Genomic DNA, 25439 nt, shown 5'->3' on the forward strand with positions numbered 1-25439 from the left:
AAACATTCATGAGAGCCCCGTTGCTGCCCAAGGGCGTGCGCCCTGCAGTGCTCGCCGTCATCGCAATGGTGGGTGCGCTGGCTGCCGGCCAGGCCGCCGCCGTGCCGCCGGCTGAAATCTACAAGCGTGCCCAGCAGGAAAAACCGGCGCTGATCGACACCATGAAGACATTGGTCTCGATCGAATCGGGCAGCAAGGACATCGAAGGCCTGGACAAGATTGCCGGCGTGATCGCCGAGCGCCTGCGCGGCATGGGCGGCGACGTAAAGCTCATCGACCCCAGCGACCATGCCTACCGCATGGCCGACACGCCCGAGAAGATCGGCAAGATGGTGCTTGCGCGCTTCAAGGGCGAGGGCAAGCGCAACATCATGCTGATCGCGCACATGGATACCGTGTACTTGAAGGGCATGCTTGCGCACCAGCCATTCCGCATCGACGGTGAGCGCGCCTACGGCCTGGGCATTGCCGACGACAAGAACGGCGTGGCGGTCATCCTGCACACGGTATCGATCCTGCAGGCCGTCAACTTCAAGCAGTACGGCACGCTCACGGTGCTGATCAACGGCGACGAGGAGATCAGCTCGCCGGGCGCGCGGGCCATGCAGGCCAAGCTGGGCGCCGAGCAGGACGCCGTGTTCTCGTGCGAAGGCACGCGCGTGACCTCCGACAAGCTGTCGCTGGCCACCAGCGGCATCGGCGCGATCCTGCTGGATGTGAAGGGCAAGGCTTCGCACGCGGGCGGCGCGCCGGAACAGGGCCGCAACGCGCTGTACGAGCTGTCGCACCAGATCCTGCAGATGCGCGATCTGTCCAAGCCTGATACCGGCCTGAAGGTGAATTGGACGGTGGCGCAGGCGGGCACCAACCGCAACGTGATCCCCGCCGTGGCCAGCGCCCAGGCCGACGTGCGCTTGCTGCGGGCGGCTGATGCCGACAAGCTGGAAGAGGTGGTCAACGAGCGCATCAAGAACAAGCTGATTCCGGATACCCAGGTCTCGGCCCGGTTCGAGCGCCGCCGCCCGCCGCTGGAAGCCACGCCGGCGTCGCGCGCGCTGGCCGAGCACGCCCAGAAGATCTATGGCGAACTCGGCAAGACGCTGGAGATTGACGACAAGGCCGAAGGCGGAGGCACCGATGCCGCGTTTGCCGCCTCGAAAACCAAGGCGCCCGTGATCGAGCGCTTCGGTCTGGCGAGCTTTGGCGCGCACTCGAATGACGCCGAATATGTCGACCTGAACTCCATCGTGCCGCGCCTGTACCTGTTGACGCGCATGGTCATGGATGTGTCGCGCGATCGCGTCGGCCCGGCCAGGTAACCGCACTGCAACGCGGCGCGTAAGCCTTACACGCGCCGCAGCAATTCCCCTTCGCGAAGCCACTGTTCGGTGGTTTCCCAACGCCCGGGTGCCGGGTATTCCGCTTGCTTTCCCCTGACGCATGTCCCCAGCTACGGCCGCCCCGGCCGGTGGAGCGCGCGCCATGTTTGAACGTCCCTTAGCGGCATCGAATGACCCCGCCAACGACCCGGATGGGCCGCCTGTGCGCCCGAGCCGGCGCGGCTTCCTGCAGGGCGCCGCGGCCGCGGCCTCGGCGTTTGCGTTGCCGCACGAGTCGGCCGGCGCGCGCACTTCCGCGTCGGCCCCGGCACGTCCCGCTGCGTTGGCGCCTGCGCGGCCGGTATCGCTCAATATCAACGGCAAGCCGTATGCGCTGTCGTTGGAGCCGCGCGTCACGTTGCTCGATGCGCTGCGCGAAGTGCTGGGACTGACCGGTACCAAGAAAGGCTGCGACCGCGGCCAGTGCGGCGCGTGCACCGTCCTCATGAACGGCCGACGCATCAACAGCTGCCTGACGCTGGCGATCATGCACGAGGGCGAGACCATCACCACCGTCGAAGGATTGGCGCACGCGCAAGACGGCGTGGTCGACCGCGCGGCGCTGCATCCGGTGCAGGCCGCGTTTCTTGAGCACGACGCGTTTCAGTGCGGATATTGCACGCCGGGGCAGATCTGCTCGGCGGTGGCCGTGCTGGAAGAGGCGCGCCGCGGTATGCCCAGCACGGTCACGTCGCCCGCGGCACTGGGCAATGACGGCCCCGTTTCGCTGACTGAAGATGAAATACGCGAGCGCATGAGCGGCAACCTCTGCCGCTGTGGCGCGTACCCCAACATCGTGGCGGCGATTCGCGTGGTGGCTGCCAAGTCTGGCAACGCTGCCTGAGGAGCCGCCATGCAATCGATTGCCTATGACCGTGCGTCTTCCCTCGAAGCTGCCGTGCGCCTGGGCCATGAGCCGGGCGCCCGCTACATCGGCGGCGGGACGAACTTGCTGGACCTGATGAAGGGCGGCATCGAGCAGCCGCAGCGGCTGGTGGACGTGAGCCGCCTGCCGCTGGCGCAGATACGCGCGTTGCCCGACGGTGGCCTGCGCCTGGGCGCGATGGCGCGCAATGCCGATACGGCGGCGCATCCGCTGGTGCGCTCGCGGTATCCGCTCCTGAGCGAGGCGATCGTGTCGGGCGCGTCCGGGCAGCTCCGCAACATGGCCACCAACGGCGGCAACCTGATGCAGCGCACACGCTGCCATTACTTCTACGACACAGCGTACCCGGCGTGCAATAAGCGGCAGCCCGGCTCCGGCTGTGCCGCGCGTGAGGGCTTCAACCGTATGCATGCCATCCTCGGTGCAAGCGAGGCGTGCGTGGCGACGCATCCGTCCGACATGGCTGTCGCGCTGGCCGCCCTGGATGCCACGGTGGTGGTGCATGCCGCGCACGGTGAGCGGCGTATTCCCATCGAAGCGTTCCATCGGCTGCCGGAAGCGCACCCCGAAATCGACACGACACTCGGACCCGGCGAGCTGATCGTCGCTATCGACTTGCCGCCGCCGGTGTTCGGCACGCAGGTGCACTACCTGAAGGTGCGCGACCGCGCGAGCTATGCGTTTGCGCTGGTGTCGGTGGCTGCGGCGCTGGCGCTGCAGGAGGATGGGAGGACGATTCGGGAGGCGCGCATTGCGCTTGGCGGCGTGGCGCACAAGCCGTGGCGCGCGCATGCGGCGGAGCAGATGCTGGCGGGGCAGGTGCTGGACGCGCAGTTGTTTGCCCAGGCCGGTGCACTGGCCGTGCAGGGTGCGCAGCCGCTGCGTGACAACGGCTTCAAGGTGCCGCTCGCACAGCGGGCGGTAGCACGCGCGCTGGCCGTGGCTGCCAATGCGACCAATCCGACCAATCCGACCAATCCGACCAATCCGACCGGAGGTGTGGCATGAGCAACGTCGGCCAACCGCTGGACCGCACGGACGGTCTGCTCAAAGTCACGGGCCAGGCGCGCTACTCCGCAGAGTTTCAGGTGCCGCGCCTGGTGCATGCCGTGCTGGTGCAGAGCACGGTGCCTGCCGGACGCATCACGCGGGTCGATACCCACGTCGCTCAAGCCATGCCCGGCGTGCTGCTGGTGATGACGCACGAGAATGCACCTCGCCTGCCCAATGGAGGCAAGCCCGCGCTGGAACCACCGGCTGGACGCGCGCTTTCTTTGCTGCAGGACGATCAGGTGCACTACAACGGCCAGCCCGTTGCGCTGGTGGTGGGCGACACGCTGGAACACGCCCAGGCCGCAGCCCGCATGGTGCGCGTGGAGGTTGCCCAGCAGCCCGCGCGGCTCGATTTCGAAACCGCCCGCGCCGATGCGCACTCGCCTGGCAAGGTGCAGACGCAATCGGCCGACACCACACGCGGCGATATGGCTGCCGGCATGGCGCAGGCGGCGCGGCGCATCGAGGCCGTCTACGGGACGCCCATGGAAGCGCACAACCCCATGGAGCCGCACGCCACCATCGCCGTGTGGGAGGGCGATTCGCTCACGCTGTACGACAGCACGCAATACGTCTCGGGCGTGCGCCGCACCGTCGCCAAGACGCTCGGCTTGTCGCCCGACAAGCTGCGCGTGATGTGCCCGTTCGTGGGTGGCGGATTCGGCTGCAAGGGCTCGGTGTGGTCGCACGTGGTGCTGGCGGCGATGGCCGCGCGCCAGGCGGGGCGGCCCGTCAAGCTGGTCTTGGAACGCCCGCAGATGTTCGGCCCGGTTGGCGGGCGCCCGCGCACCGAGCAGCGCATCGCCGTGGGCGCCGCCAGCGATGGCCGCTTCACTGCCATCTCGCATGATTCGCTGACCACCACGTCGATGATCGAAGACTGGACCGAGCCGTGCGCCATCGTCACCCGCATGCTTTACGACACGCCCAACCAGCGGACCACGCATCGGCTCGCGCGGCTCAACATCGGCACGCCGACGTTCATGCGCGCACCTGGCGAAGCCACCGGCACGTTCGCACTGGAAGTGGCGCTGGATGAGATGGCGTACACGCTAGGGATGGACCCCGTAGAACTGCGTTTGCGCAACGACGCCGCGCAAGACCCCGAGAAACGCATCCCGTGGTCGAGCAAATCGCTGGCGGCGTGCTACCGCGCCGGCGCCGAACGCTTCGGCTGGGCACGCCGCAACCCGCAGCCCGGCAGCATGCGCGAAGGCAATACACGCATCGGCTGGGGCATGGCCACGGCCACGTACCCCGCCAACCGCAGCGCGGCGGGTGCCACCGCGCGCTACCTGCCGGACGGCACGGCGCAGGTCGAATCGGGCTCGCAGGATCTGGGCACGGGCACCTACACGGTGATGACGCAGGTGGCCGCCGATGCCATGGGCATGCCCGTCGACCGCGTGCATTTCAGCCTGGGCGATACGCGCATGCCCGAGGCGCCGGTGTCGGGCGGCTCGCAGAGTGTGGCCAGCGTATCGCCCGCCGTGCAGGCCGCCGGCGCGCAGGCCCGCGACGCCTTGATTGCCGCGGCCATTGCCGATGCCGGTTCGCCGCTGCATGGGCTGGCCGCAAGCGAGATGACCGTGGCCGACGGCTTCTTGATGGCTCGCAGCGGTGCGCGTGAGCCCGTGGCCGCCGTGGTCGCGCGCCACGGCCGTCCCATCGAGGTGACCGCCAAGGTGCAGCCGGGCGAGGAGAAGCAGAAGTACTCAATGCACTCGTTCGGCGCGGTGTTTGCCGAGGTGCATGTCGATGCGGACCTGGGCGTGATCCGCGTCTCGCGCATCGTGGCGAGCTACGGCGTGGGGCGGTTGCTCAACGCCAAGACGGGCCGTAGCCAGCTCATGGGCGGCATCGTCTGGGGCATGGGCATGGCGCTGTTCGAAAAAAGCCTGTTCGATACGCGCTACGGCCGCATCGTCAACAACAACCTGGCGGAGTATCACGTGCCCGTGAACGCCGATGTGCCCGACATCGACATCCTCGTGCTCGACGAGGCGGACCCGCACATCAACCCGCTGGGCGCCAAGGGCATTGGCGAGATCGGCATTACCGGCGTGCCGGCAGCCATTGCCAACGCCGTTTATCACGCCACCGGCCGGCGCGTGCGCGAATTGCCGATCACGCTCGACAAGCTCATCTGAGCGTGCATGAAAAAGCCCCGCTGGCGCATCACCAGCGGGGCCAGAGTGGGCCAAGAGGCGGAAAACGGAGGATGCCTGGAGACCGGCCCGTAATTGATCAATGCGTGACGAACGCGGTGAATGCCGCTCAGCGCATCAATTCGGAACCGGGTACCCGTAGACCGTACCGCCGCCGTCGCGGGAGCGGCCGGCCGGGTCGCTGCGCATGCCGTCCGAATACGGATCGAAGCGGCCGCTGCGTGCGCCTTCTGTATACGTGTCGAAGCGTCCGGTGCGGGCACCGTCGCTATAGACGTCAAACCGCTCGGCCCGTGCATTCTGGCCGAACACTTCCACGCGGCTGGCTTGCGCCCAAGCGCTGCCCGCCGCGAGGGCTCCGACCGCCAACATGGCGGCCAACCCCATTTGCTTGAGTCGCATGGCGAACTCCTTCTTCAACTGATTTTCGGTGTTGTTCGTGGTCATTTGATGTCCTGCCACGGTCTACAGCCTAGGTCAGGGGGCATGCCGTATCCACGGTGGTGCGACGAACGGTTTGTTGTCGGCGCCGAAATGATGCAAGTCAGCGTGAATGGCGCTGAAAAACGCGCCAATGACGTAACGCCCCGGCAATCCGCCCAACCTTTTTGTCTAATCAAGAGAGCGGCTCAAGGATCGCGGTCCGCCTTGGTGCACCACAGCAGGGCGCGACGCGCTGGCAAGCCTTGTCGTAGGCCGATTTGGTGCGGCGCATTAAGAGCGATGCGCGCGTACCACACTTGGTAGAACGATTCCGTGAATTACTTTGCCGCGCATATGGGCTTTTGTTAAATTTGCGCGGCACTTCCGACACGGAAGTTAAGGAAACGGAGGAGCCCAACCTCATGCACACGGGGTCGGGCGGTTTGAGACAACTCTTTTATTACGAGCCCACATGAAAAAGTCTGCCATTCTGGTTGCAGTTGGCGCCCTGTTCGCAGGTTCTGCCTACGCCCAATCGAGCGTGACGCTGTACGGTATTGTCGATACCAGCATTCACTACATCAACAACGCCAACCAAGCTGGCAACAGCGTGACCCAGATGGAAAGCGGTGCTGTGTCGAACAGCCGCTGGGGCCTGAAGGGCTCGGAAGACCTGGGCGGCGGCAACAAGGCACTGTTCGTGCTGGAAAGCGGCTTCAACTCGGATTCGGGCCGCATGAGCAGCTCGGGTACGCTGTTCAACCGTCAATCGTTCGTGGGCCTGTCCAACAAGGACCTGGGCACCATCACGCTGGGCCGTCAATACAACTTCGGCTTCACGACCGGCGGCAACTTCGACCCGCTGGGCGTGGGTAACTACGACGGCAACTCGTGGATGTACTACGGCCTGACCGGTCTGCGTGAATCCAACATGCTGAAGTACGAAGGCAAGTGGAACGGCCTGTCGGTCGGCCTGGCCTACGGCTTTGGCGAAGTGGCTGGCGCTGCAAGCCAGAACTCGTACGTTGGCGGCACGGTGGCCTATGAATTCGGCCCGGCCTACATCGGCGCCTTCGCACAACAGCACAAGGACGTTGCTGGCAACAAGCAAACCGTGTGGGGTATCGGTGGTAACTACACCATCGCTGCAGCCAAGCTGTTCGCTGGCTACATCGACAGCAGCGACGCCACGGGTTGCGTGAACAGCTCGGCAAACTGCGTCGGCGGCAGCGCTTTCGGCCTGAACATCTACGGCAACGCCACCTCGGGCGCTGGCCTGACCCCGGGCGCCACGAAGCGTCGTGACCACGTCGGCATCCTGGGCGTGACGTACAACATCACCCCGGCCCTGGCTCTGACGGGCGCGTTCTACTACGACAGCATCAAGAACGCTGCTCTGACCGCCGGCAACGACGGCAAGCGCTACACCGGTGTGCTGCTGGCTGAGTACGCTCTGTCCAAGCGCACGCAAGTGTATGGCACGGTCGACTACAACAAGGTCAAGGACGCAGCTCTGCCGGAACTGTCGGGTGGCGGCAACGCAACCGGCACTGGCAAGTCGAACCAGACCAGCGTTGGCGTGGGTATTCGCCACATCTTCTAATCGACGCTGTCACTCGATTGGGAACGGAAAAGGCGCCTTCGGGCGCCTTTTCTTTTACCGGCTGTTTTTGTGCGTCGTCGGGCGAGGTTGCCTGGGCATCCGCCTACAATGTTGCTTCCTGTTTCGTTCATCTGACATTGCGCCATGACTTCCGCACGTACTGCCCGCCGTCGTCTGATTGCCTCTGCCGTGCTGCTGTGCGCCGGCCTGCCGCTGCTTTCCGCTGTGCCTGCACAGGCGCAGGACTATCCGGCCAAGCCGATCCGCATCATCGTCGCGTACCCGACCGGTGGCATTTCCGACAACGTGGCGCGTGCGCTGGGCGAAAAGCTGTCGGCGCAACTTGGCCAGCCCGTGGTGGTCGAGAACCGCGCAGGGGCCGGCGGCAGCATCGGCATGGACGCCGTGGCCAAGGCGCCGCCCGATGGTTACACGCTGGGCTTTTCGTCGGTCAGCCCGCTCACGCTCAACCCGCATTTCAGCAAGCTTCCGTATGACCCGCAGAAAGACATCGCGCCCGTGGCCAATGTCATGTATGCCCCGATGATCCTGCTGGGCACGCCGTCGTTCACGGGAAAGAGCTTTGCCGACATGCTGAGCCAGTCGCGCACCAAGCCGGGTTCGATCCGCTGGTCGACATCGGGCCTGGGTACGGTGGGGCATCTCGCGCTGGAGCAGATCAAGTCGCAGGCGCACGTGGATATCACGCTCATCCCGTACAAAGGTGGTGGCCAGCAATTGACGGATGCGCTGGGCGGCCAGGTGGAAGTCATGTCGACCAATGTCGGCCCGACCCTGATGCAACACATCACGAGCGGCAAGCTGCGCCCGCTCGCGGTGGGTGCGCCGCATCGGCTCGATACGCTGCCGAACGTGCCGACCTTCACCGAACTTGGTTACGCCAAGGCGAACATGGCGTCGACCTTCGGTGTGTTCGCGCCGGCCAAGACGCCTGCGCCCGTCATTGCCCGACTGAATGCCGAGATTAACAAGGCGCTGGCTGCGCCCGATCTGCGCGAGCGCCTCACGCAGGCCGCCGTGGTGCCGGCCGGCGGCACGGCCGAACAGTTTGCCGCGGCCATTCGTGCGGAGTACGACAGCAACGGCCGCATCGTCCGCGCCGCAGGCATCAAGGAGCAGTGAACCGGCTTACGCCGTGAAGCGGTACCCGACGCCGACTTCGGTCAGCAGGTGCTCGGGCCGCGCCGGATCGCGCTCGAGCTTGTGGCGCAGGTGGCCCATGTAGATGCGCAGATAGTGGCTGCTGTCGGAATGCGCGGGGCCCCAGACTTCGCGCAGCAGTTCGCGGTGCGTCATCACGGTGCCGCGGCGGCCAAGCAGCACCGCCAGCAGCCGGTATTCGATCGGTGTGAGATGCACGGCTTGGCCATTGCGGCTGACGAGGCGGCGCGCCAGGTCGACTTCGACCTCGCCGAAGCGGATGATGCTGCCCCCGTCTTCGCCGCGCTTGGCGTGCCGCCGTAACAGCACGCGCAGGCGCGCAACCAGCTCGCCCACGCCGAAGGGTTTCGTCAGGTAATCATCTGCGCCGGCATCGAGCGCGTCGATCTTGTCGCGCTCATCCACGCGGGCCGACAGCACGAGCACCGGCACTTCCGTCCAGGTGCGCAACTCGCGGATCAACTGCATGCCATCGCCATCGGGCAGGCCGAGATCGAGGATCACCGCATCCGGCTGACGCGTGCCGGCTTCGATCAAGCCGCGCTCGACGCGATCGGCTTCATGGACTTCGCAGCCTTCCTCCTCCAAAGCGGCGCGGACGAAGCGTCGGATGTGCGGTTCGTCGTCGATGACGAGGACGGTGGGTGTGAATGTGAACGGCATGGCACGCATTGTAGAGGGCGCGACCATAAAAAAACGGACCCCGAAGGGTCCGTTTTGCTTGCGCGCGATACCGCTTCGCTCAAGCCTTCTTTGCCCAGGCGCTGCACCAGCCCTTGTTGGCGACGTCCTTGCCGGCGAACAGCGGGCAACCGCCTTGCGCAGCCGTACCGCCCTGGTACAGGGCGCAGTTGCCGCAATGCTGATCCGGCGTGTGCTTCGGGAACTTGGCCTTATCGGCCTTGGCGCTGTCAGCCACGTAGCCCAGCGCCTTGGCTTGCGGGTCGGTTTCCGCCACCATCGGTGCAGCCAGTGCCAGGTCCGACATCGACATGACGGCGCCTGCGGCGGCCACGATGGGAATGCTCTTCAGGAATTGACGACGATTGGACATGCTGATTCCTTTTGTGGGAGTGTGTTGTGTGGCGTCCCGTGCCGCCCGCGCAATGCTCAGGCTCGCCCTAGGGGACAGCGGACGGCGTCGGCGCGCCGTTTACCCGCTCGTGCATTCTGGCACAGCAATCGGCCGGCAGCATCTGCGTATGGTCAATGTTCCACATACCTGAGTGCAGCAATGGGTTGCTTTCGTGGCCTCCGATCCACACCGCGCAACGCCGCGGATGCACCGCGTGGTCGAGGAATGCCGCTATCAGCGCGGGCGCAGTCCCCCAAATGGCCGGTCAACCCCGGTGGCAATTTGCCGCACACGCGTACGTGCTTACGCCAGCAGACCCCGCAGCGCCTTTAAGAATGCGTCGCATTCATCATCGGTGCCGACCGTGATGCGCAGATGCTGATCGATACGTGCGAGCTTGAAGTGGCGCACGAAGATGGCCTGCTCTTTCAGCCGTGCTGCCAGCGTTGCCGCGTCGTGGGCCGGATGCCGCGCGAACACGAAGTTCGCCATCGATGGCACAACCTCGAACCCCAGCGACTGCAGCGATTGCGTCAGCCGTGCGCGGCTTGCCATCACGCGCGCGCACGTGGCGCGGAAGTACGCATCGTCTTCGTAAGCCGCTTGGGCAGCCGCCTGTGCAAGGCGATCCAGCGGATACGAATTGAAGCTGTCCTTCACGCGATTAAGCGCTTCGATGAGCGCCGTATGCCCGAACGCAAAGCCCACGCGCATGCCGGCCAGCGAGCGCGACTTCGACGTCGTGTGCACAACGAGCAGATTCGGATAGCGATCAATGAGCGCAATGGCGGACTCCGCACCGAAATCCACATAGGCCTCATCCACGACGACGACCGAAGAGGGGTTCGCGGCGACGATCCGTTCGATCTCTGCCAGCGGCAACGCGTGGCCGGTCGGCGCGTTCGGATTCGGGAACAGCACGCCACCTGCGTCGCCAAGATAGTCATCGGCGCGGATGGAGAAGTCGTCCGCCAGCGGCACCACTTCGCACTGCACGCCGTAAAGCCGCGCGTAGGTCGGATAGAAGCTGTACGAGATGTCCGGAAAGCGCAGCGGCGTGTCGTGCTTGAGCAGCGCCTGGAAGACGTGCGCCAAGACTTCGTCCGACCCGTTACCCGCAAAGACCTGCTCGGGCTGGAGGCCGACCTGCGCGGCCACGATCTCGCGCAGCCGGCGCGACAAGGGATCGGGATAGCGGCGCAGGTTGTCGCCCGTCTCTCCCAACTCTGCAGAGATTGCGGCCACCACGCGCGGCGACGGCGGGTACGGGTTCTCGTTGGTGTTTAGCTTGATGGGCCGCGCAATGGCCGGCTGCTCGCCCGGGACGTAGGGCACAAGTTGCTGAACGATATCGCTCCAGTAACGGCTCACGGCTCGACTCCTGATGAGGTGACTATTTTCTAAGCGTGCCCGCAGCGCGATCGATGAATCGAAAAATGCAGGGGAGCTGAGTAAGGTTCGGGAATAGGCAGGCCTGCACGTTGCGGCAGAAGCGCGGTTCTGGCGTGGGAAAACCGTACAAGTTGCGTCAATCTTTGATTTTTGGCGCGCCCGGCTGGGATCGAACCAGCAACCCCTGCCTTCGGAGGGCAGTACTCTATCCATTGAGCTACGGGCGCATATCGGCACAGAACGCACCGAAAGAGAAGCCCCGCAGGATAGCGCATTTGGGCGCAAGCGTCCATCGCACGCCCGTGACCCCCTGGGTACGAGGCCTGCTGCTGCAACGTTTCGTTGGGTTTTTGACGCAGGTCGAAAAGCGGCGCCTAGGGCTGTCCCGCGTGTCAAAGGCCAAAGCATTACGGATATAATCGCGCGTTATTTGCCAGAAGAAAGACGGGGACAGGTCTGTCTGGGCCGACGCGGCGATTGAATCGCCACGGTCTTCCTGCCCTCATCGCGATCCAATGCGGCCCCCACGCCCTGCCGGCGATGCTCGTGACCTTGCCGGCGGCGCTCTGAGGGCTCCAAGAGCGGTTTCACCATCCTGAGAGTTGAGCATGAGCGACGCGCAACACGACGAACACGAGCCTCTGATCAAGACCCCCAAGCAGCTGATCATCGCGGTGATCGCCGCCTTTGTCGTTCCCATTCTCATCATCATCCTGCTGGCCAATTACGTTGGCCTGGGCGCCAGGGAAGGCGCGGGCGGTTCCGGCATGTCGGAAGAGGCCGTCAACGATCGCATCAAGCCCGTTGCGCAACTCGAACTGAAAGACCCGAGCGCACCGCACGTTTTCAAGACGGGCGAGCAGCTCTATAAGGAAGTCTGCGCGACCTGTCACGCGGCTGGCGTGGCTGGCGCGCCCAAATTTGGCGACGCGGCAAGCTGGGGCCCGCGCCTGCCGCAGGGCCTGGATGGCCTGACGAAGGTGGCGTTGGCCGGCAAGGGCGGCATGCCCGCACGCGGCGGCACGTCGCCGGATGACGTGAGCGACTACGAAATCGAACGCGCCATCGTCTACATGGCCAACTCCGCTGGCGGCAAGCTGCAAGAACCGGCTGCACCGGCGGGCGCGGGCGCAGCCCCGGCTGCTGCATCGGCACCGGAAGCTTCGGCGCCGGCGGCTGCCCCCGCTCCGGCCGCTGCTGCGCCGGCACCCGCTGCTGCAGCACCGGCCGCGCCGGCTGCGGCTGCCGCACCGCAAGCCTCTGCGGGTGAAGTCGGCAAGAAAGTCTACGATTCGACTTGCCAGATGTGCCACGCCGCCGGAGTGGCTGGCGCGCCCAAGTTTGGCGACAAGGCCGCCTGGGCGCCGCGCATTGCCCAAGGCAAGGCCAAGTTGTATGACTCCGCGCTGCACGGCAAGGGCGCGATGCCGCCCAAGGGCACTTATGCCGGCTCCGATGACGATGTGAAAGCCGCCGTCGACTACATGGCCGCCGCTGCCAAGTAAGCCGTCCCGCATTCCCGAAGAAGCCCGCCCCGTGCGGGCTTTTTTGTTGTCTGCCGTGGCAACGTCACGCGCGGGGCATGCGGTTTGCTACGCCAAATTCGAATGTGCAGAGAGCGAGGCAGCCATGCTGCGTCGCCCCGCATACGTCTGTGAAATGAGGCAAACGGAGGTTGCGATGCGAACGGAACGAACGACGCTGATCTACTGGGTGGCTGCCGCGTTGGCAATCGGTAGCTCGACCGCCATGGCGGCCGACAACTGGGTCAAGCTGGCCCCGCTGGCCGACAACGGCGGCTCGCTCTATCTGGACAAGGACTCCATTGAGCACAACAAGGACGGCACCGTGCGTGCCACGACGCGCGACGCCTATGACGCGCCCCGCAAGCTCTCCGACGGCAGGGCGTACCAGTACGACACACGCACGTCCGTCTACGACTGCAAGGAAGGGCGCATCCTGCCGGTCAGCGCGCTGATCCAGGACGGCCAGCACGCCACGGTGCTCACCAAGAACATCGACGGCCCCCGCTGGGAAGCCGTCGTGTCGCGCTCAGAGGGCGAGGCAATCCTGCACGCTGTCTGCCAAAAATAGTGCGCCGACGACAGCGTTATTGGACGGCCGCTGCCGGCGCGAGGTCGACACGCAGCGTGCCGTCCGCATCCATGTGCGTGGTGCCGCGTGCGGCGGCCTCGCGGTAGTGGTACAGATCGAAGCGCAGCGGCCCGTGCGTTGACGTATCGGTCACCAGCACGCGGCTGTTGGTCACCAGCACGTTGTACATCTTCAAGTCACCGGACTGGATCCAGATGCGGCTGGCCGCGTCGGTTGGTGCAGACGCACACATCGCGGGCGCGGGGCCGAACCCGAGCACCAGCCCGTCCGGCGTGACACGCGCCGTTTTCATTTGACCGATCAGGCGCGGCGGCGGGAAGACGGTGTATTGGTCCAGCACCATGTCATTACCGTCCAGCTTGGCGCCGTCGCGATTGAGCGGCGCAAGCCCCGACAATTCCAGCCCCATTCCCTTGAGCAGCGCCAGTGTCTGGATACCCATCACGCGGGCCTCGGTGGGCGTATAGACGAGGTAGCGCGATTCCTTGAGCGCCAATGTGCCCCGCATGCCGAACGGCAGCCACACGCCGGGAAAATGATTGCGTAGCTTGAGCCCGCCCGACACGTCGAGCACGCCGTCGCCCGGCGTGAGCGACAGCGCATTGAGCGAGCGCGGCGAATAGTCGAGCAGATACCGGTTGAACAGCGCGTCGAGCGAATCCTTGGGCACCGTCACTTCGCCGCCGAGGATGCGGATGTCGAACTGGCTCGGATCGTCCATGTCGACGGGCTGGCCCGGCTTGTGTGGCACGAGCTGCGCGGTGAGTTGGTGCACGCGGAAGCCGATGTCGCCGGTGATGCGGAAATCCACATCACGCATCTGCACGACGGGCGGTGCCGTGCCCGAGTCGCGCGCAACGGCGGGGCCGCTGGCGTTGGGCGCTCCGGAGGAAGGATCGCAGCGCTGCGCCCATTGCTGGCGTACCGCGGTCAACTCCTTGCGTTGCGCGCTGGCCATCGGCGGCTCGGCAGCGCGGGCGAGCGCACTGGCCACGAGGCCGGCCAAGCCGAGCGTCACCAACGCCAGGCGCAACATCAGAGCGGCGAGAGCGAAGGCGGGGGCGATCATGGCGCGGTCCTCTTGGCGAGTTGCAGGGCGGGTTTGCCCGCTTTGGCGAGGGCAGTTGCCTTCGCGGGCTTGGTGGCGGCGATCGAGTCGAACGACGGCATCAGCACGCGGATGCCGCCGTCGGGCGAGAAGCGCAGCGACCCTGCCACAAGCTGATCGCGATAGCGGTACAGGTTGAAGACGAACGGTTTGGCCGGGTCGGCCACGACGATATCGATGCGCGCGTTCATCGGCATCGAGCGCATGAACCGGATGTCGCCGCCGCGAAAGAGGATGTACGGGCGCTGCGCGTCAGCGGCGTTGGCCAGCGGCGGCATCTGCGGGTTGCCATCGCCGATCTGCATGAGCAGCCCCTCGCGCGTGACACGAATGGCGGAGAGCTTCAAATCCAGCGCAGGGGGCGGAAACAGCTTCGGCACCTGCATGACGATTTCGCTCGCGGTCAGTTGAACGGCAGGCGTCGACACCGGCAACAGATCGGCCAGTTCGATATGCGCGGCGCCCATCAGCGCGCTGGCATCCTGGCCTCGCACCTTGACCACGTTGGGGCGGAACACGATGGTTTGCGGGTCGCGCAGGACCAGCGGGCCGCGCAGTTCGATCGGCACCCACGCGCCCCGACGGCGCATCTCGGCGCGCATGTCGAGTGTGCCGTCGTCGAGCGAGAAGCTGAAGTGGCGCAGCGGAGGGTCATCGCCCTGCCCGCGCGCAAAGACCACGGTATTGAACAGCGCGGCCATGCTCTCGGCCGTGACGCGTACCGAACCATTCACTGGCTGCAGCGTGTACGACGACACATCGTCGAGCCACACCGGATCGCCTGGCGCACGCGGCACCATGCGTAGCGCGAGCTGATCGACCAGGAAACCCACGCCGCCATCGAAGCGGAAATCGACATGACGCAGATACGAGATCGCATCGGGCTGGCCGGAATCGCGCAGCGTGGCGGGCCGTACCTCGCGCGTGGCGAGGTTGCCCGACTGGAACGGTGCGCGGGCTTGCGCGCGTGCATCTTCCAGCTGCTTGGCCTTTTCGGCCTCGATGGCGCCGTGTTCATCGCTGGCGGTGGCGCAGCTTTGCAGCAGCAGCGCCGCAACCACCGCGCCCGCAGCCCGGAGCGCGCTATTACGGTGACGCAAGGTCAAGTCCCACATCGACGGTCTCCTCGTCGCGAGAAACGCACCGGAAACGTTCCGGTAACCGACGCGGTCTGTCGCCGCGCTCGTGTAGAATTTTTTGCATGCCTGCCCGCAAACCAACCGGCGATGCCGGTCCGCCCGCTATTCCGCCTGCCCGCGAGTTCACCATCGATGAACTGGCGCGCGCGGCTGAAACCACCGTCCGCAACGTCCGCTCGTATCAGGATCGCGGCCTGATCGATCCGCCCGAGCGGCGTGGTCGCGTGGGTATCTACACGCAGGCGCATCTGGGGCGGCTCAAGCTCATCAATCACCTGCTCGGGCGCGGCTACACGCTCTCCAACATCCAGGAGCTGCTCAAGGCCATCGTCGAGGGCCATGACCTGCGCTCCATTCTCGGGCTCGAATCCGCCATCGCCAGCCCGTGGTCGGATGAGTCGCCCAAGCACTACTCGCTCCTGGCACTGGCCAAGCTGTTTGGCCGTGCCATGTCGCGTCAGGCGCTCGCGCGGGCCATTTCGCTTGGCCTGCTTGAACCCGATGGCCTCGGCTATCTGGCGCGCAGCCCGAAAGCACTGCTGGCCGGCGCGCAGATGGCAAAGGCCGGTTTCCCGCTGGTCGAAGTGCTCGACATCATCGAGCGTGCCCGGCCGCATACGCAGGCGGTGGCCGACGATCTCGTCTCCATGGTCGTGCGCGAACTCGACAAATACGGCAGCGATCTGCCACCGGTCGAAGACGTGCCGCGTCTGGTCGACGTGATCTGGCGCATCCGTCCGCTGGCGCTGGTGGCGGTTGAAGCCGAGCTGATGCGCGCACTTGAGACGGCCGCCAACAAATACCTGGGCGACCGCGTGGCGCAGGTCATCGAGCACATGCATGAACCGCCAGGCAACGCGCCTGGGCCGGACAAAGGCTAGTGTCTCCGGCGCGCCCATGCGTGGGGCGCGCCTTATCTATTTCTAGTTTGATCCTGATACGACGGGTGCTGCAGGCGTTTTGAATGCCTGCTCAAGACCCGGCTGCACCTGCCGTCGACAGCTTGCGGCGGATCGACGGCGACGGCGCCTCGCCGTTTGCTGCGGCGTAGGCTTCGATTTCCGAAATCAGCTTGGGCAGGCGTTCAAGTGCGTCACGGTTGTCTTCATCCCACGGGTGGAATGAAGGCCGGAAAAAATCGAAGAACTCCGGAATGATCTTGCGCAGCGGCGCCGGGTGGATCCACAGGAAGTGGAACGCCTTGCCCAGACCGAAGAACTTGTTCTTGCAGGTGCGATCGGCAAAGATCAGCCGCAAGTGCACGTAGAACACCATCGACCAGAACATCAGCGTGGTCAGCAGCATCGTCGACGTGCGCAGGATGTAACGGTGCAGGCCCGGCTTGATGGCAAGGTTCCACACGTCGTAGCTGACGGCCTTGTGCTCGGTCTCTTCCATGGCATGCCACAGCCAGACCTGGCGATAGCCGGGTTCCGAGTTGCGACCCAGCCCATCTTCATGCGAAAGCACCTGCCCGGCCAGCATGGCGGTGTAGTGCTCCAGCGCCACGGTCACGGCCAACTGGTGCGACTTCGGGGTCCACTTGCGCAGTACGTTCAGGAACTTGCCGACAAAGCGGTCGATGCGCGTGGCGGGCAGGCCGGCGCGGTCGAGCAGATCGTTGTACAGCACGTGCTCGCGCGTGTGCATGGCTTCCTGGCCGATGAAGCCGGCCACGGCCTGCTTGAGTTCGGGGTCGGTCACCAGATGGCGGTAGTTGCGCACGCTATCCATGAAGAAGCGCTCGCCGGTCGGGAAGAAGATCGACAGCGCGTTCAGGAAGTGGGTGACGTGCGTGCCTCGCTCGTGCCAGTTGCTGATGCGATCAGCCGGCAGGTGAGGATGCACGTCGCGGCGGACTGGCATCATGGGCGGTTCTCCTGGAATGTGGTTTCTGAAAGGCGCGTCGATGCGCGCCCTTGATCGAGGAATGCACAGAGGTCGGTCCCCACGCGCACGGGGTCTTCCTCCATGGGGATATGGCCGAGTGCCGGATACATGCGCAGCGTGGCGCCGGGAATGCGGCGGGCAAATTCACCGGCATGCGCGGGCGGGATCCACCGGTCGCGCTGGCCCCAGAGGATGAGCGTGGGCACTCGGATCGAGGCCAGCCCGCTGGTATCGACATCGTCAAAGCGGAACTTCGGCACCATCTTGCCGATGGCCTGTCGTGCACCGTCGGCATAGAAGAAGTCGGCGTAGCGGCGCAGCGTCGGTTCGGACACGCGCGACGGGTCGCCATATACATCGCGCGTGGCGGCGCGGATGATCCCCTCGGGCAGCATCCACGGCGATGTCAGCCGCACGCCCAGGTGATTGAACAGGTCGATGTAGATCGGCAGCTTCATCGGAAAGCCTGCCGAATCGATCAGCACGAGCTTCTCGACGCGGCCCGGGTGCCGCACGGCAAAGTCCCACGACACCATGCCGCCCAGCGAGTTGCCGATCAGCGTGAGTTTCGACAGGCCCAGCGTATCGACAAACGCGTCGATGAAGTCGCGGTACAGCGGCAGCTCCATCGTGCGCGGGCGGCCTTGTGCATTGCGCAGCGGGCCCGTAATGCCGAACGGCGGCAGGTCGAGCCGAATCACGCGGTAGCGCCGCGTGAGCTGCGGCAACACGCCGTCCCACGTGTGCAGCGACGCGCCAAAGCCGTGGATCAGCAGCAACGTGCCTTCCGAGTTGGCGGCGCCTTCATCGGTGTAATGCACGCGCGTGCCCATCAGCGGCAGGTAGCGAGATTGCGGCTTGGCGTAGCGCGCGATCAGCACATCGCGCCCGATGCTGCGCAGGCCGATGCGGCCGGGGCGCAGCATCGCGCGGGCGACGTTGAGCAGGTTCGCGCGCGGGGGGCTGGCGAACAGTTCGTTGGTGGTGGCCGTGTTCATCGGCGGCTCCTACTTTGCGCGCGCGGTGGCTGGCGCCGTATCGTCACGCAGTGCCTTCTTGCGCGTGCGGCGGGCTTCGCGCACGACCAGCGCCTGGTATGCGGCGGGCAGCACGCGGGCCATCACGTCAGCGGCGTGAGCGTCGGGGCCGATCAGCACGCGGCGCTTGTTCTTGCGCACGCCATCCAGGATCACCTGCGCAGCCTTGTCTGCCGAGGTGATGAAGAACTTCTCGAATTCCGCCTTGCCCTGCTGCTCGTCGCGCACCAGGAAGCCGTTCATGCTCGGCGAGACGCGGCTCGACTTGGCAATGTTGGTCTTGATGCCGCCGGGGTGGACGCACGTGGCAGACACGCCGCAGTTCATCAGATCCAGTTCCTGGCGCAGCGCTTCGGTGTAGCCGCGCACGGCGTACTTGCTGGCGTTGTAGGCGCCCATGCCCGGCTGCGCGAAGATGCCGAAGATGCTCGACGTGTTGATGATGTGGCCATTGCCTGTTGCCTTGAGCAGCGGCAGGAACGCCTTGGTACCGTGCACGACGCCCCAGAAATTGATGTTCATGATCCAGGCCAGCTCGTCGTCTTCCATGCCTTCGATCGTGCTGGACAGCGCCACGCCCGCGTTGTTGAAGATCAGGTTGACCTTGCCGTGCGCGGCGGCCGCTTCTTCGGCCCAGCGGTACACAGCGGCGCGGTCGGCCACGTCGACGGCATGTGTAGTCACGCGGATGCGGTCGCCTTCGTGCGCACGCACCAGTTGCAGCGTCTGCGCGAGCGCCGCTTCATTGCGATCGGCCAGCGCGAGGTGGCAGCCTTCGCGTGCCAGCTGCAGTGCCAGCGAGCGGCCCATGCCCGACGCGGCACCCGTGATGGCGGCAACCTGGTTGTTGAATGACTTCATGGCGTGGTCTCCTTGGGGCGGGCGCGCGTCAGACGCGGTCGAGCGCTTCTTCGTTGGGGGTGTTTTGAGCGGCGGGCACCGTGCGGGCAGGCACGCGCAGGGGCACGCCCTTCGGTACAACCATCGGGCGCGTGCGGTAATCCGCCAGCCGGAAATGCGCGGTGGCGCGGCGGAACTGCCAAGTGAATCCCGGCCACAGCGTCGTGTTCTTGCCCGTCTTCGGGTCGAGGTACCAGCTCACGCAGCCGCCGGCAGACCAGATTGCATTCGACAGCCGTTTCTGGATGCCGTCGTTGAAGCGGCGCTGCACGTCGGGGCGTACGTCGATGGCCGCCACGTTGTGCGCACGCATCGACTTGAGCGCGTCGACGATGTATGCCACCTGCGACTCGATCATGAACACCATCGACGAGTGGCCGAGCCCCGTGTTCGGGCCCACCACCATGAAGAAGTTCGGAAAGCCCGACACGGTGGTGCCGAGGTAGGCCTCGGCGCCGTGCTTGTCCCACGCATCGACAATGTCCACGCCTTGGCTGCCAAGCAGCACGCCACGCGGGAACGGGTCCGTTGCATGAAAGCCCGTGCCGAAGATCAGGCAATCGACTTCGCGCCGCGTGCCGTCGGTGGTGACGATGGCGTTGGATTCGACGCGCGCGATGCCGGAGGTGATCACGTCGACGTTCTCGCGCGTGAGCGCCGGGTAATAGTCGTTCGAGATCAGGATGCGTTTGCAGCCGATGGTGTAGTTCGGCGTGACCTTCTCCCGCAGCACGGGATCGGCAATGCGGCGCTTGATATGACCGCGCGCCATGCGCTCCACCGCCTTCATCAGCTTCGGGTGCACCACAAAGCCGAGCACGCGCGACTCCAGCATCCAATAGATGCCCGTGCGCATCAGCTTTTGCGTGACCGGCAGGTGGCGGAACAGCCAATGTTCAGCGCGCGACACCTTGCGGTCGGGCTTGGGCAGGATCCACGGCGGCGTGCGCTGATACAGGTCGAGGCGGCCGACCTTCGGCGCAATCTGCGGAACGAACTGGATGGCGGACGCGCCTGTGCCGATCACGGCCACGCGCTTGCCGCGCAGGTCGTAATCGTGCTCCCACAGTTGCGAGTGGAACGCCTTGCCCTGGAAAGTTTCGATGCCGGGGATGTTCGGCCAGGCCGGACGGCTCAGGCCGCCCATGCCGGAGATGAGCGTGCGGGCGCGGTAGCGGCGGCCGTCGGCCATTTCCAGATTCCACACGCCGGCGGCTTCGTCAAACGTGGCGCGCGTCAGTTCGTGATGGAAGCGCACATGCGGGCGCACGCCAAATTCATCGGTGCAGCGCTCCAGATACGCGCGAATTTCGGGCTGCGGCGAATACATGCGCGACCAGTCCGGATTGGGCGCGAACGAAAACGAATACAAGTGCGATTGCACATCGCACGCGCAGCCGGGGTAATGGTTGTCGCGCCACGTGCCGCCCACAGACCCCGCTTTTTCGAAGACGAGGAAGTTGTCGATGCCGTTCTGCTTGAGCTGGATCGCCATGCCCAGGCCGGCAAAACCCGTCCCGATGATGGCGGCATCGATCAGAGCGGGGGCGTCAGGGCTGTGCGGGGCCGGCGCAAAAGCGTCGGCGCGCGGAAAATCGGTCCGTGCGTTCACGTGGTGTCTCCGTGGGCACCACATGGGCGCCTCTTAATGTGACATTGGTCGATGTCATCGTAGGAGGCTGCCAGGACCGAGTCAATCGGGCGATTGGAATGGCTCGTCTAAAAGCGATGCATCAATCGCTTGAAACGGTTTTCCCTTATGAATCCGTCACTTGCGTGCGGTGCACAACCTCAGTGGCCGCCGGCGCGAAGGCACTCAACAACGCGTTGATGTGCGCAAGAAGCCGCGTGGCATGGCGCCCCGAGACCTGGATGTCACGCTCGCTACCGTCATGCAAGGCATGGCAGAGGGCTTCCAACGTGGCGTCGACGCTCGGGTTGTGCAGCAGCGCCAGCGCGCCTCCGGTGCGATGGGCCCACTGGCGCAGCGCTGCGCGGTCCATTGCGTCCAGCAGCGGCTGCAGCCGCTGCGCATCCTCGGCCAGCGATGACAGGAAGACCTGTGCCAGCCCGGCTGCGGCGGGGTCGGCCCCCAGCGCGGCGTGCAGATCGTCGAGCGACAGGGCGAATGGCTCCTCCTGGGGCGCTTCCGCTGGTTCTGCGGCTTCGGGGCTCCATAGCGCAGACAGCGCTTCTTGCAGCGTGACAAGCGTGGTCGGCTTCAGCAGGCTTGCGTTCATTCCCACGGCGCGGCACCGCGCGTGTTCCTCGGCGAGCGTGGTGGCCGTGATGGCGATGATGGGCAGGCGAGGGCCGTCGGCGCGTTCTTCGTGGCGGATGTGCCGCGCCAGGTCGAAGCCGTCCATGCGCGGCATGTGGCAGTCCGTGAGCAACGCATCGAAATGATGTTCGTGCAGACGCTCGAGCGCGACGACGCCGTCTTCGGCCAGCGTGACGCGATAACCCAGTAGCCGGAGTTGCTTGGCGATCAGTTCGCGGTTGATCGGGTGGTCTTCCGCCACGAGGATGTGCGCTCCCGGCGCATCACTGGAGGCGGTGGCAGCGAGTGTGTGTACCGCCGCGCTGGCCGCCTGCATATCGTCAAATCGAGGGAGCGTGCGCTCGCACGCCTGCACGAAGGCGTGCCAGTTCAGCGGGTTGCTGCTCAGTGTGTTGCCGGGTCCGGCATAGCACGCTTCTGAAGTGATGCGGATCGTGCGTGCGTCTGCCTGGACGGTGGAGGCCAGCAGGATGTCGGCGTTGGCTGCGGGGCCCGCTTGCAGCCCGGCCGCGATCGCGAACTGCGTGAGGCTGTGCCGCACGGCCGGGTCGTCCACCAAAATGGCAACGCTGCGGCCTGCCAGTTGCGGCAACGCATACTGCGCCCTGAGCATTGGCACGGCCAGGTGCAGCGTGACTGCCGTGCCATGCCCGGGAACACTCTCCATGACGAGTTTGCCGCCCATCAGGCCGGCAAGCTGGCGCGAAATCGCCAGGCCCAGACCGGTGCCGCCGTAGCGCCGCGTAGTCGAGCGCTCAGCCTGCACGAACGGTGCAAACAGCGTGGCCTGGACCTCGGATGAGATCCCGATGCCCGTATCCCTGACGCAGATGGCAAGGTGCGCCGTGTCGTTCTCGATGCGCGTGCACTCCGCTGAAAGCCGCACGCTGCCCGTGTCGGTGAACTTGATGGCGTTGGAGAGCAGGTTGAAGAGGATCTGCCGTAGACGAATGCTGTCGACCGAGACGCTGGCCGGCACGTCGGCGGCCACCTCCACTTGTACGGCGAGCGATTTTTCGTGCGCGCGGCTTGCCAGCAGGCCCACCGTGCCGTCGAAGACGTCGCGCAGGTCCGTGGCTGTTGGTGAAATATCCAATCGGCCGGCCTCGACCTTTGCGTAATCGAGGATGTCATCGAGGATATGCAGCAGGGCGCGTCCCGAATCCTGCACCAACGAGACCATCTGCTTCTGCTCGCCCTCGAGCTTCGTCTGCTGCAGCAGTTCGACCAGGCCGAGTACGCCATTCATGGGCGTGCGGATTTCGTGGCTCATCATGGCCAGGAAGCGGTCTTTCGCGTGCAACGCCGATTCCGCCGCGTTCTTGGCCGCTTCCAGTGCGTCGGCTTGCTCGCGCTCTGCGGTGACGTCGCTCAGGTAGCCGTTCCAGATCGTGCGGCCGTCCGCTTCGCGGTGCGGGATCGAGCGCGCATGCAGCCAGCGGACCACGCCGTCTGCGCTGACATGGCGAAACTGCTGGTCCAGGGGCGTCAGCTGCTGCGCCGAGACCAGCACCGTGTCGAGCATGCGCTGCCGGTCGTCTTCGTGAATGAGCAGCTCCGGGGTGGACAGGTAGTCCAGCAGATCCTGAGGCCGCGCGCCCAGCGTCTCGTACGCTTTGCCGGCGACGTAGGTGATGCGCCCCTGGACCTGGCCTGGCCGCAGTTCGAACTGATAGACCAGCGCCGGCAGCGATTCGGTGACTTCGCGCAGGCGCTGCTCAAGGCGCTCAGCACGGGCCTGCGCGTCGCGAATCTCGCTGATGTCGACCAGCGAGGCGACGGTGCCGGCAGGCTGTCCGTCCGGCATGTGCAGCGGCTCGATCCAATACAGAACGTTGCGTGGCCCGTCGGGCGTGTCGATGATGAGTTCTTCGCGTGTGCTTTCGCTGGTCTCCACGGCGCGCCGGTTGATATCGGACAGCGGCGACGTGTTGCCGACCGATTGCAGCCCGAGCTCCTGCGGCGTGTGCCCGAGCAGCGATGCCCGTGTCCGGCCGAACATGTTGCAGAACGCCGCATTCACGGCAACGTAACGGTGCCCGGCGTCATTGGCGACGAGCGGGAACGGCACGGCTTCCATCAGCGCGCGCTGGAAGCTGAGCTGGCGAGCCAGGGTCTCTTCAGCGTGGCGCCGCTGGTGGTTCTCGCGGCGCAGCTGCATCTGCTTGATGAAGAGTGCCAGCAGCGCTACCAGCACCAGCGCCGCTACCGGTCCAAACCTGCCGAGCACGGCCGACGCCGACGGACCCAGCTGGTAGCTCACCGACAGCCACCTGTTGCGGATGCTCACCTGCTCGCCTTCGGGCATGGCGAAGAGCGCGCGGTTGATGAGTGGCACCAGCGCAGCGTAACGCGACGACACCCCCACGCCGAGGCTCTCGATCGTATTCGCGGAACCGGTAACCTTGAGCTCGCCCGGAAAGTGATGACGGATCAGCGCATCGGCCACCGGCAGGTTCGCGATGGTGAAATCGGCTTCCCCAGTTGCCGTCATGGACAACGCATCGCTTACCGAACGTGCCGGCAGGATGCGGATCTTCGGCACATTCTGGTTCAGCAACGTGGTCAGGGTCTCGCTCGTGGGCAGAGCGACGGTCTTGCCGGAAAGCTCGGGAAGCGCCGCCACCGTGAGCGCGTCGCTGCGCCCGACGATCACCATCGGCGTGGCATCGATCGGCTGGGTGAGCGTAAAGCCCGCGGGGCGGGAATCCTGGTCGGATATGCCGAGCAGGATGTCGACCTCGCCGCTATGCGCCTTCGCGAGTGCTTCGGCCCAGTCGCGCACGGTCACCCGCTCGAAGCGCAACCCGAGCGTACGCGAGAGAAAGCTCTGGTACTCGGGAAAGATGCCGAGCATCCCGCCGCCCGATCCGTTGAAGGTGTACGGCATGTAGTCGGGGTCGGCGGCGTAGCGTAGCGGCGGCAGCGACGCCAGCATGGCCCGCTCGTCGGCTGACAACTGCAGGCCCGCCAACGGACCGCCGCCTTGCGTGATCCACCGCGCGCGCAGCTCGCTCATGGTGGCGTCGGGCAACTGGGCAAGATGGCGGTCCAGATAGCGGATCAGCATCGCCTGTTCACGCGGCGCGGCAAAGTGCAGCGCGTCAACCTGCTGGTTCACCAGTTGCACGATCGACAGCCGCCGGTAGCGCGGCTGCGACATCAACTCCCGCGTGGGGTAGGTCACACCCACGTAAGCGTCGGCCGCGTCGTGCAGCACGGCATCGAGGGCGTCGGCTGCCGTGGGGGTACTGATCAGCCGGATGCTCGGGTACTGCACCGCCAGTTCTTCTTCGAGTGAAGAGCCTTGCTCGACGGCGATGCGCATGCCGGAGGCAAACGGGTTCTGCGCGACGTGCGTGTTGTCGTTGCGCGCGACCACCGCGATGGGGCGTTCGAGGTATGGCGCGGAATAAATGAGGCAGTGATCGTATTGCGAGCGGGGTGCCACGCTCATGATGATGTCGACGTCGCCTCGGCAAGCCGCCTTGAGCAGCTCGTCACGCCGTGCGAAGACGTGCGGGATGACGCGTACCTGATCCTGCGGAATCAAACGCATCAGCAGGTCACCCGAGAAGCCGCTGAGCCGGTCGGCTTCGACGCCTTCGAGTGGAGCCATGGCGTCGCTGATCACGCCGACCGTTACCTTGGGCGGAAACTGCTTGAGCCGCCGAATGGTCTGTGCGGCGTCCTCCGCGTCGGCATTGCGCGCTCCGCCCAGCCAGACAAACGCCGCCGCGCAGGCAAGCAACCCCGCAACGATACCAACGCGCAGGTGGGCAGCCGCCCTGGGCGCGAGCCACGCCAT

General features: G+C 65.6%; 20 protein-coding genes and 1 tRNA gene. 9 read left to right on the forward strand and 12 right to left on the reverse strand.

Going from position 1 to position 25439, the window contains the following annotated elements; all coding sequences use genetic code 11:
- Nucleotides 1-8: 8 nt before the first annotated feature.
- The 4 genes from M1D44_RS16315 (at nt 9) to M1D44_RS16330 (ending at nt 5468) form a co-directional block, all read left to right on the forward strand.
- Entirely contained in the window at nt 9-1319 is a 1311-nt protein-coding gene (locus M1D44_RS16315) for a M20/M25/M40 family metallo-hydrolase (protein ID WP_112186725.1), read from the forward strand.
- 163 nt (nt 1320-1482) lie between these two features.
- Complete coding sequence (locus M1D44_RS16320; protein ID WP_316854008.1) at nt 1483-2223, forward strand: 2Fe-2S iron-sulfur cluster-binding protein; 741 nt, start codon at nt 1483-1485, stop codon at nt 2221-2223.
- 9 nt (nt 2224-2232) lie between these two features.
- A complete protein-coding gene (locus tag M1D44_RS16325; protein WP_439004853.1) occupies nt 2233-3273 on the forward strand; it encodes an FAD binding domain-containing protein in 1041 nt (346 codons plus the stop codon).
- On the forward strand, nt 3270-5468 hold the full coding sequence (locus M1D44_RS16330; RefSeq protein WP_316854010.1) for a xanthine dehydrogenase family protein molybdopterin-binding subunit: 2199 nt from the start codon (nt 3270-3272) through the stop codon (nt 5466-5468). The genes M1D44_RS16325 and M1D44_RS16330 overlap by 4 nt, the downstream gene beginning before the upstream one ends.
- Nucleotides 5469-5603: 135 nt before the next feature.
- Here the strand turns inward: M1D44_RS16330 and M1D44_RS16335 are convergent, their stop codons facing one another.
- Nucleotides 5604-5888, reverse strand: coding sequence for a hypothetical protein (locus M1D44_RS16335; protein ID WP_024977383.1), 285 nt, complete (start codon nt 5886-5888; stop codon nt 5604-5606).
- 493 nt (nt 5889-6381) lie between these two features.
- On the opposite strand from M1D44_RS16335, the gene M1D44_RS16340 reads away from it, so the two are divergent.
- Both M1D44_RS16340 and M1D44_RS16345 read left to right on the forward strand, forming a co-directional pair.
- The gene (locus tag M1D44_RS16340) at nt 6382-7512 is read left to right on the forward strand and encodes a porin (protein ID WP_024977384.1); all 1131 of its coding nucleotides are present in this window, start codon (nt 6382-6384) and stop codon (nt 7510-7512) included.
- 144 nt (nt 7513-7656) lie between these two features.
- A complete protein-coding gene (locus M1D44_RS16345) occupies nt 7657-8655 on the forward strand; it encodes a Bug family tripartite tricarboxylate transporter substrate binding protein (protein ID WP_024977385.1) in 999 nt (332 codons plus the stop codon).
- Nucleotides 8656-8661: 6 nt separating this feature from the next.
- On the opposite strand, the gene kdpE is transcribed toward M1D44_RS16345, so the two are convergent.
- The 4 genes from kdpE to M1D44_RS16365 all read right to left on the reverse strand — a co-directional run bounded on the left by kdpE (nt 8662) and on the right by M1D44_RS16365 (nt 11388).
- Nucleotides 8662-9366, reverse strand: coding sequence for a two-component system response regulator KdpE (kdpE, locus tag M1D44_RS16350; protein ID WP_024977386.1), 705 nt, complete (start codon nt 9364-9366; stop codon nt 8662-8664).
- A 70-nt stretch (nt 9367-9436) separates the two neighbouring features.
- Nucleotides 9437-9748 (reverse strand): high-potential iron-sulfur protein, encoded by a 312-nt coding sequence (locus tag M1D44_RS16355; protein WP_024977387.1) that lies wholly within the window; start codon nt 9746-9748, stop codon nt 9437-9439.
- Nucleotides 9749-10072: 324 nt separating this feature from the next.
- Nucleotides 10073-11140, reverse strand: coding sequence for a histidinol-phosphate transaminase (gene hisC, locus M1D44_RS16360; protein WP_024977388.1), 1068 nt, complete (start codon nt 11138-11140; stop codon nt 10073-10075).
- A 172-nt stretch (nt 11141-11312) separates the two neighbouring features.
- Nucleotides 11313-11388, reverse strand: a tRNA-Arg gene (locus M1D44_RS16365).
- A 381-nt stretch (nt 11389-11769) separates the two neighbouring features.
- Here M1D44_RS16365 and M1D44_RS16370 point away from each other — a divergent pair.
- Together M1D44_RS16370 and M1D44_RS16375 are read left to right on the forward strand one after the other, a co-directional pair.
- The gene (locus M1D44_RS16370) at nt 11770-12666 is read left to right on the forward strand and encodes a c-type cytochrome (RefSeq protein WP_024977436.1); all 897 of its coding nucleotides are present in this window, start codon (nt 11770-11772) and stop codon (nt 12664-12666) included.
- A gap of 175 nt (nt 12667-12841) precedes the next feature.
- Complete coding sequence (locus M1D44_RS16375; RefSeq protein WP_024977437.1) at nt 12842-13255, forward strand: surface-adhesin E family protein; 414 nt, start codon at nt 12842-12844, stop codon at nt 13253-13255.
- A gap of 16 nt (nt 13256-13271) precedes the next feature.
- On the opposite strand, the gene M1D44_RS16380 is transcribed toward M1D44_RS16375, so the two are convergent.
- Both M1D44_RS16380 and M1D44_RS16385 read right to left on the reverse strand, forming a co-directional pair.
- Entirely contained in the window at nt 13272-14345 is a 1074-nt protein-coding gene (locus tag M1D44_RS16380; protein WP_112186742.1) for a DUF2993 domain-containing protein, read from the reverse strand.
- Complete coding sequence (locus tag M1D44_RS16385; protein ID WP_316854057.1) at nt 14342-15499, reverse strand: hypothetical protein; 1158 nt, start codon at nt 15497-15499, stop codon at nt 14342-14344. Before M1D44_RS16385 ends, M1D44_RS16380 begins: the two co-directional genes overlap by 4 nt.
- 86 nt (nt 15500-15585) lie before the next feature.
- Here M1D44_RS16385 and M1D44_RS16390 point away from each other — a divergent pair, with 86 nt between their 5' ends.
- Nucleotides 15586-16404 (forward strand): MerR family transcriptional regulator, encoded by an 819-nt coding sequence (locus tag M1D44_RS16390; protein ID WP_024977440.1) that lies wholly within the window; start codon nt 15586-15588, stop codon nt 16402-16404.
- Nucleotides 16405-16495: 91 nt separating this feature from the next.
- Here the strand turns inward: M1D44_RS16390 and M1D44_RS16395 are convergent, their stop codons facing one another.
- The 5 genes from M1D44_RS16395 to M1D44_RS16415 form a co-directional block, all read right to left on the reverse strand.
- The gene (locus tag M1D44_RS16395; RefSeq protein WP_024977441.1) at nt 16496-17392 is read right to left on the reverse strand and encodes a metal-dependent hydrolase; all 897 of its coding nucleotides are present in this window, start codon (nt 17390-17392) and stop codon (nt 16496-16498) included.
- Nucleotides 17389-18411, reverse strand: coding sequence for an alpha/beta fold hydrolase (locus M1D44_RS16400; RefSeq protein ID WP_316854058.1), 1023 nt, complete (start codon nt 18409-18411; stop codon nt 17389-17391). The genes M1D44_RS16395 and M1D44_RS16400 overlap by 4 nt, the downstream gene beginning before the upstream one ends.
- 9 nt (nt 18412-18420) lie before the next feature.
- Nucleotides 18421-19311, reverse strand: a complete 891-nt coding sequence (locus M1D44_RS16405; RefSeq protein ID WP_316854059.1) for an SDR family NAD(P)-dependent oxidoreductase — start codon at nt 19309-19311, stop codon at nt 18421-18423.
- A 28-nt stretch (nt 19312-19339) separates the two neighbouring features.
- Complete coding sequence (locus tag M1D44_RS16410; RefSeq protein WP_316854060.1) at nt 19340-20962, reverse strand: flavin-containing monooxygenase; 1623 nt, start codon at nt 20960-20962, stop codon at nt 19340-19342.
- 145 nt (nt 20963-21107) lie between these two features.
- Entirely contained in the window at nt 21108-25439 is a 4332-nt protein-coding gene (locus M1D44_RS16415; protein WP_439004855.1) for an ATP-binding protein, read from the reverse strand.

The organism is Ralstonia sp. SA306 (genome assembly GCF_054792405.1).

Excerpts from the sequence above, each read along its gene's own strand:
- M1D44_RS16385 (WP_316854057.1), bottom strand. The coding sequence starts at position 15,499 with ATGTGGGACTTGACCTTGCGTCACCGTAATAGCGCGCTCCGGGCTGCG.
- M1D44_RS16345 (WP_024977385.1), top strand. The coding sequence starts at position 7,657 with ATGACTTCCGCACGTACTGCCCGCCGTCGTCTGATTGCCTCTGCCGTG.
- M1D44_RS16415 (WP_439004855.1), bottom strand. The coding sequence starts at position 25,439 with ATGGCGTGGCTCGCGCCCAGGGCGGCTGCCCACCTGCGCGTTGGTATC.
- M1D44_RS16390 (WP_024977440.1), top strand. The coding sequence starts at position 15,586 with ATGCCTGCCCGCAAACCAACCGGCGATGCCGGTCCGCCCGCTATTCCG.
- M1D44_RS16320 (WP_316854008.1), top strand. The coding sequence starts at position 1,483 with ATGTTTGAACGTCCCTTAGCGGCATCGAATGACCCCGCCAACGACCCG.
- M1D44_RS16340 (WP_024977384.1), top strand. The coding sequence starts at position 6,382 with ATGAAAAAGTCTGCCATTCTGGTTGCAGTTGGCGCCCTGTTCGCAGGT.
- kdpE (WP_024977386.1), bottom strand. The coding sequence starts at position 9,366 with ATGCGTGCCATGCCGTTCACATTCACACCCACCGTCCTCGTCATCGAC.
- M1D44_RS16330 (WP_316854010.1), top strand. The coding sequence starts at position 3,270 with ATGAGCAACGTCGGCCAACCGCTGGACCGCACGGACGGTCTGCTCAAA.
- M1D44_RS16315 (WP_112186725.1), top strand. The coding sequence starts at position 9 with ATGAGAGCCCCGTTGCTGCCCAAGGGCGTGCGCCCTGCAGTGCTCGCC.
- M1D44_RS16335 (WP_024977383.1), bottom strand. The coding sequence starts at position 5,888 with ATGCGACTCAAGCAAATGGGGTTGGCCGCCATGTTGGCGGTCGGAGCC.
- M1D44_RS16325 (WP_439004853.1), top strand. The coding sequence starts at position 2,233 with ATGCAATCGATTGCCTATGACCGTGCGTCTTCCCTCGAAGCTGCCGTG.
- M1D44_RS16395 (WP_024977441.1), bottom strand. The coding sequence starts at position 17,392 with ATGATGCCAGTCCGCCGCGACGTGCATCCTCACCTGCCGGCTGATCGC.
- M1D44_RS16355 (WP_024977387.1), bottom strand. The coding sequence starts at position 9,748 with ATGTCCAATCGTCGTCAATTCCTGAAGAGCATTCCCATCGTGGCCGCC.
- M1D44_RS16380 (WP_112186742.1), bottom strand. The coding sequence starts at position 14,345 with ATGATCGCCCCCGCCTTCGCTCTCGCCGCTCTGATGTTGCGCCTGGCG.
- M1D44_RS16400 (WP_316854058.1), bottom strand. The coding sequence starts at position 18,411 with ATGAACACGGCCACCACCAACGAACTGTTCGCCAGCCCCCCGCGCGCG.
- M1D44_RS16375 (WP_024977437.1), top strand. The coding sequence starts at position 12,842 with ATGCGAACGGAACGAACGACGCTGATCTACTGGGTGGCTGCCGCGTTG.
- M1D44_RS16405 (WP_316854059.1), bottom strand. The coding sequence starts at position 19,311 with ATGAAGTCATTCAACAACCAGGTTGCCGCCATCACGGGTGCCGCGTCG.
- M1D44_RS16370 (WP_024977436.1), top strand. The coding sequence starts at position 11,770 with ATGAGCGACGCGCAACACGACGAACACGAGCCTCTGATCAAGACCCCC.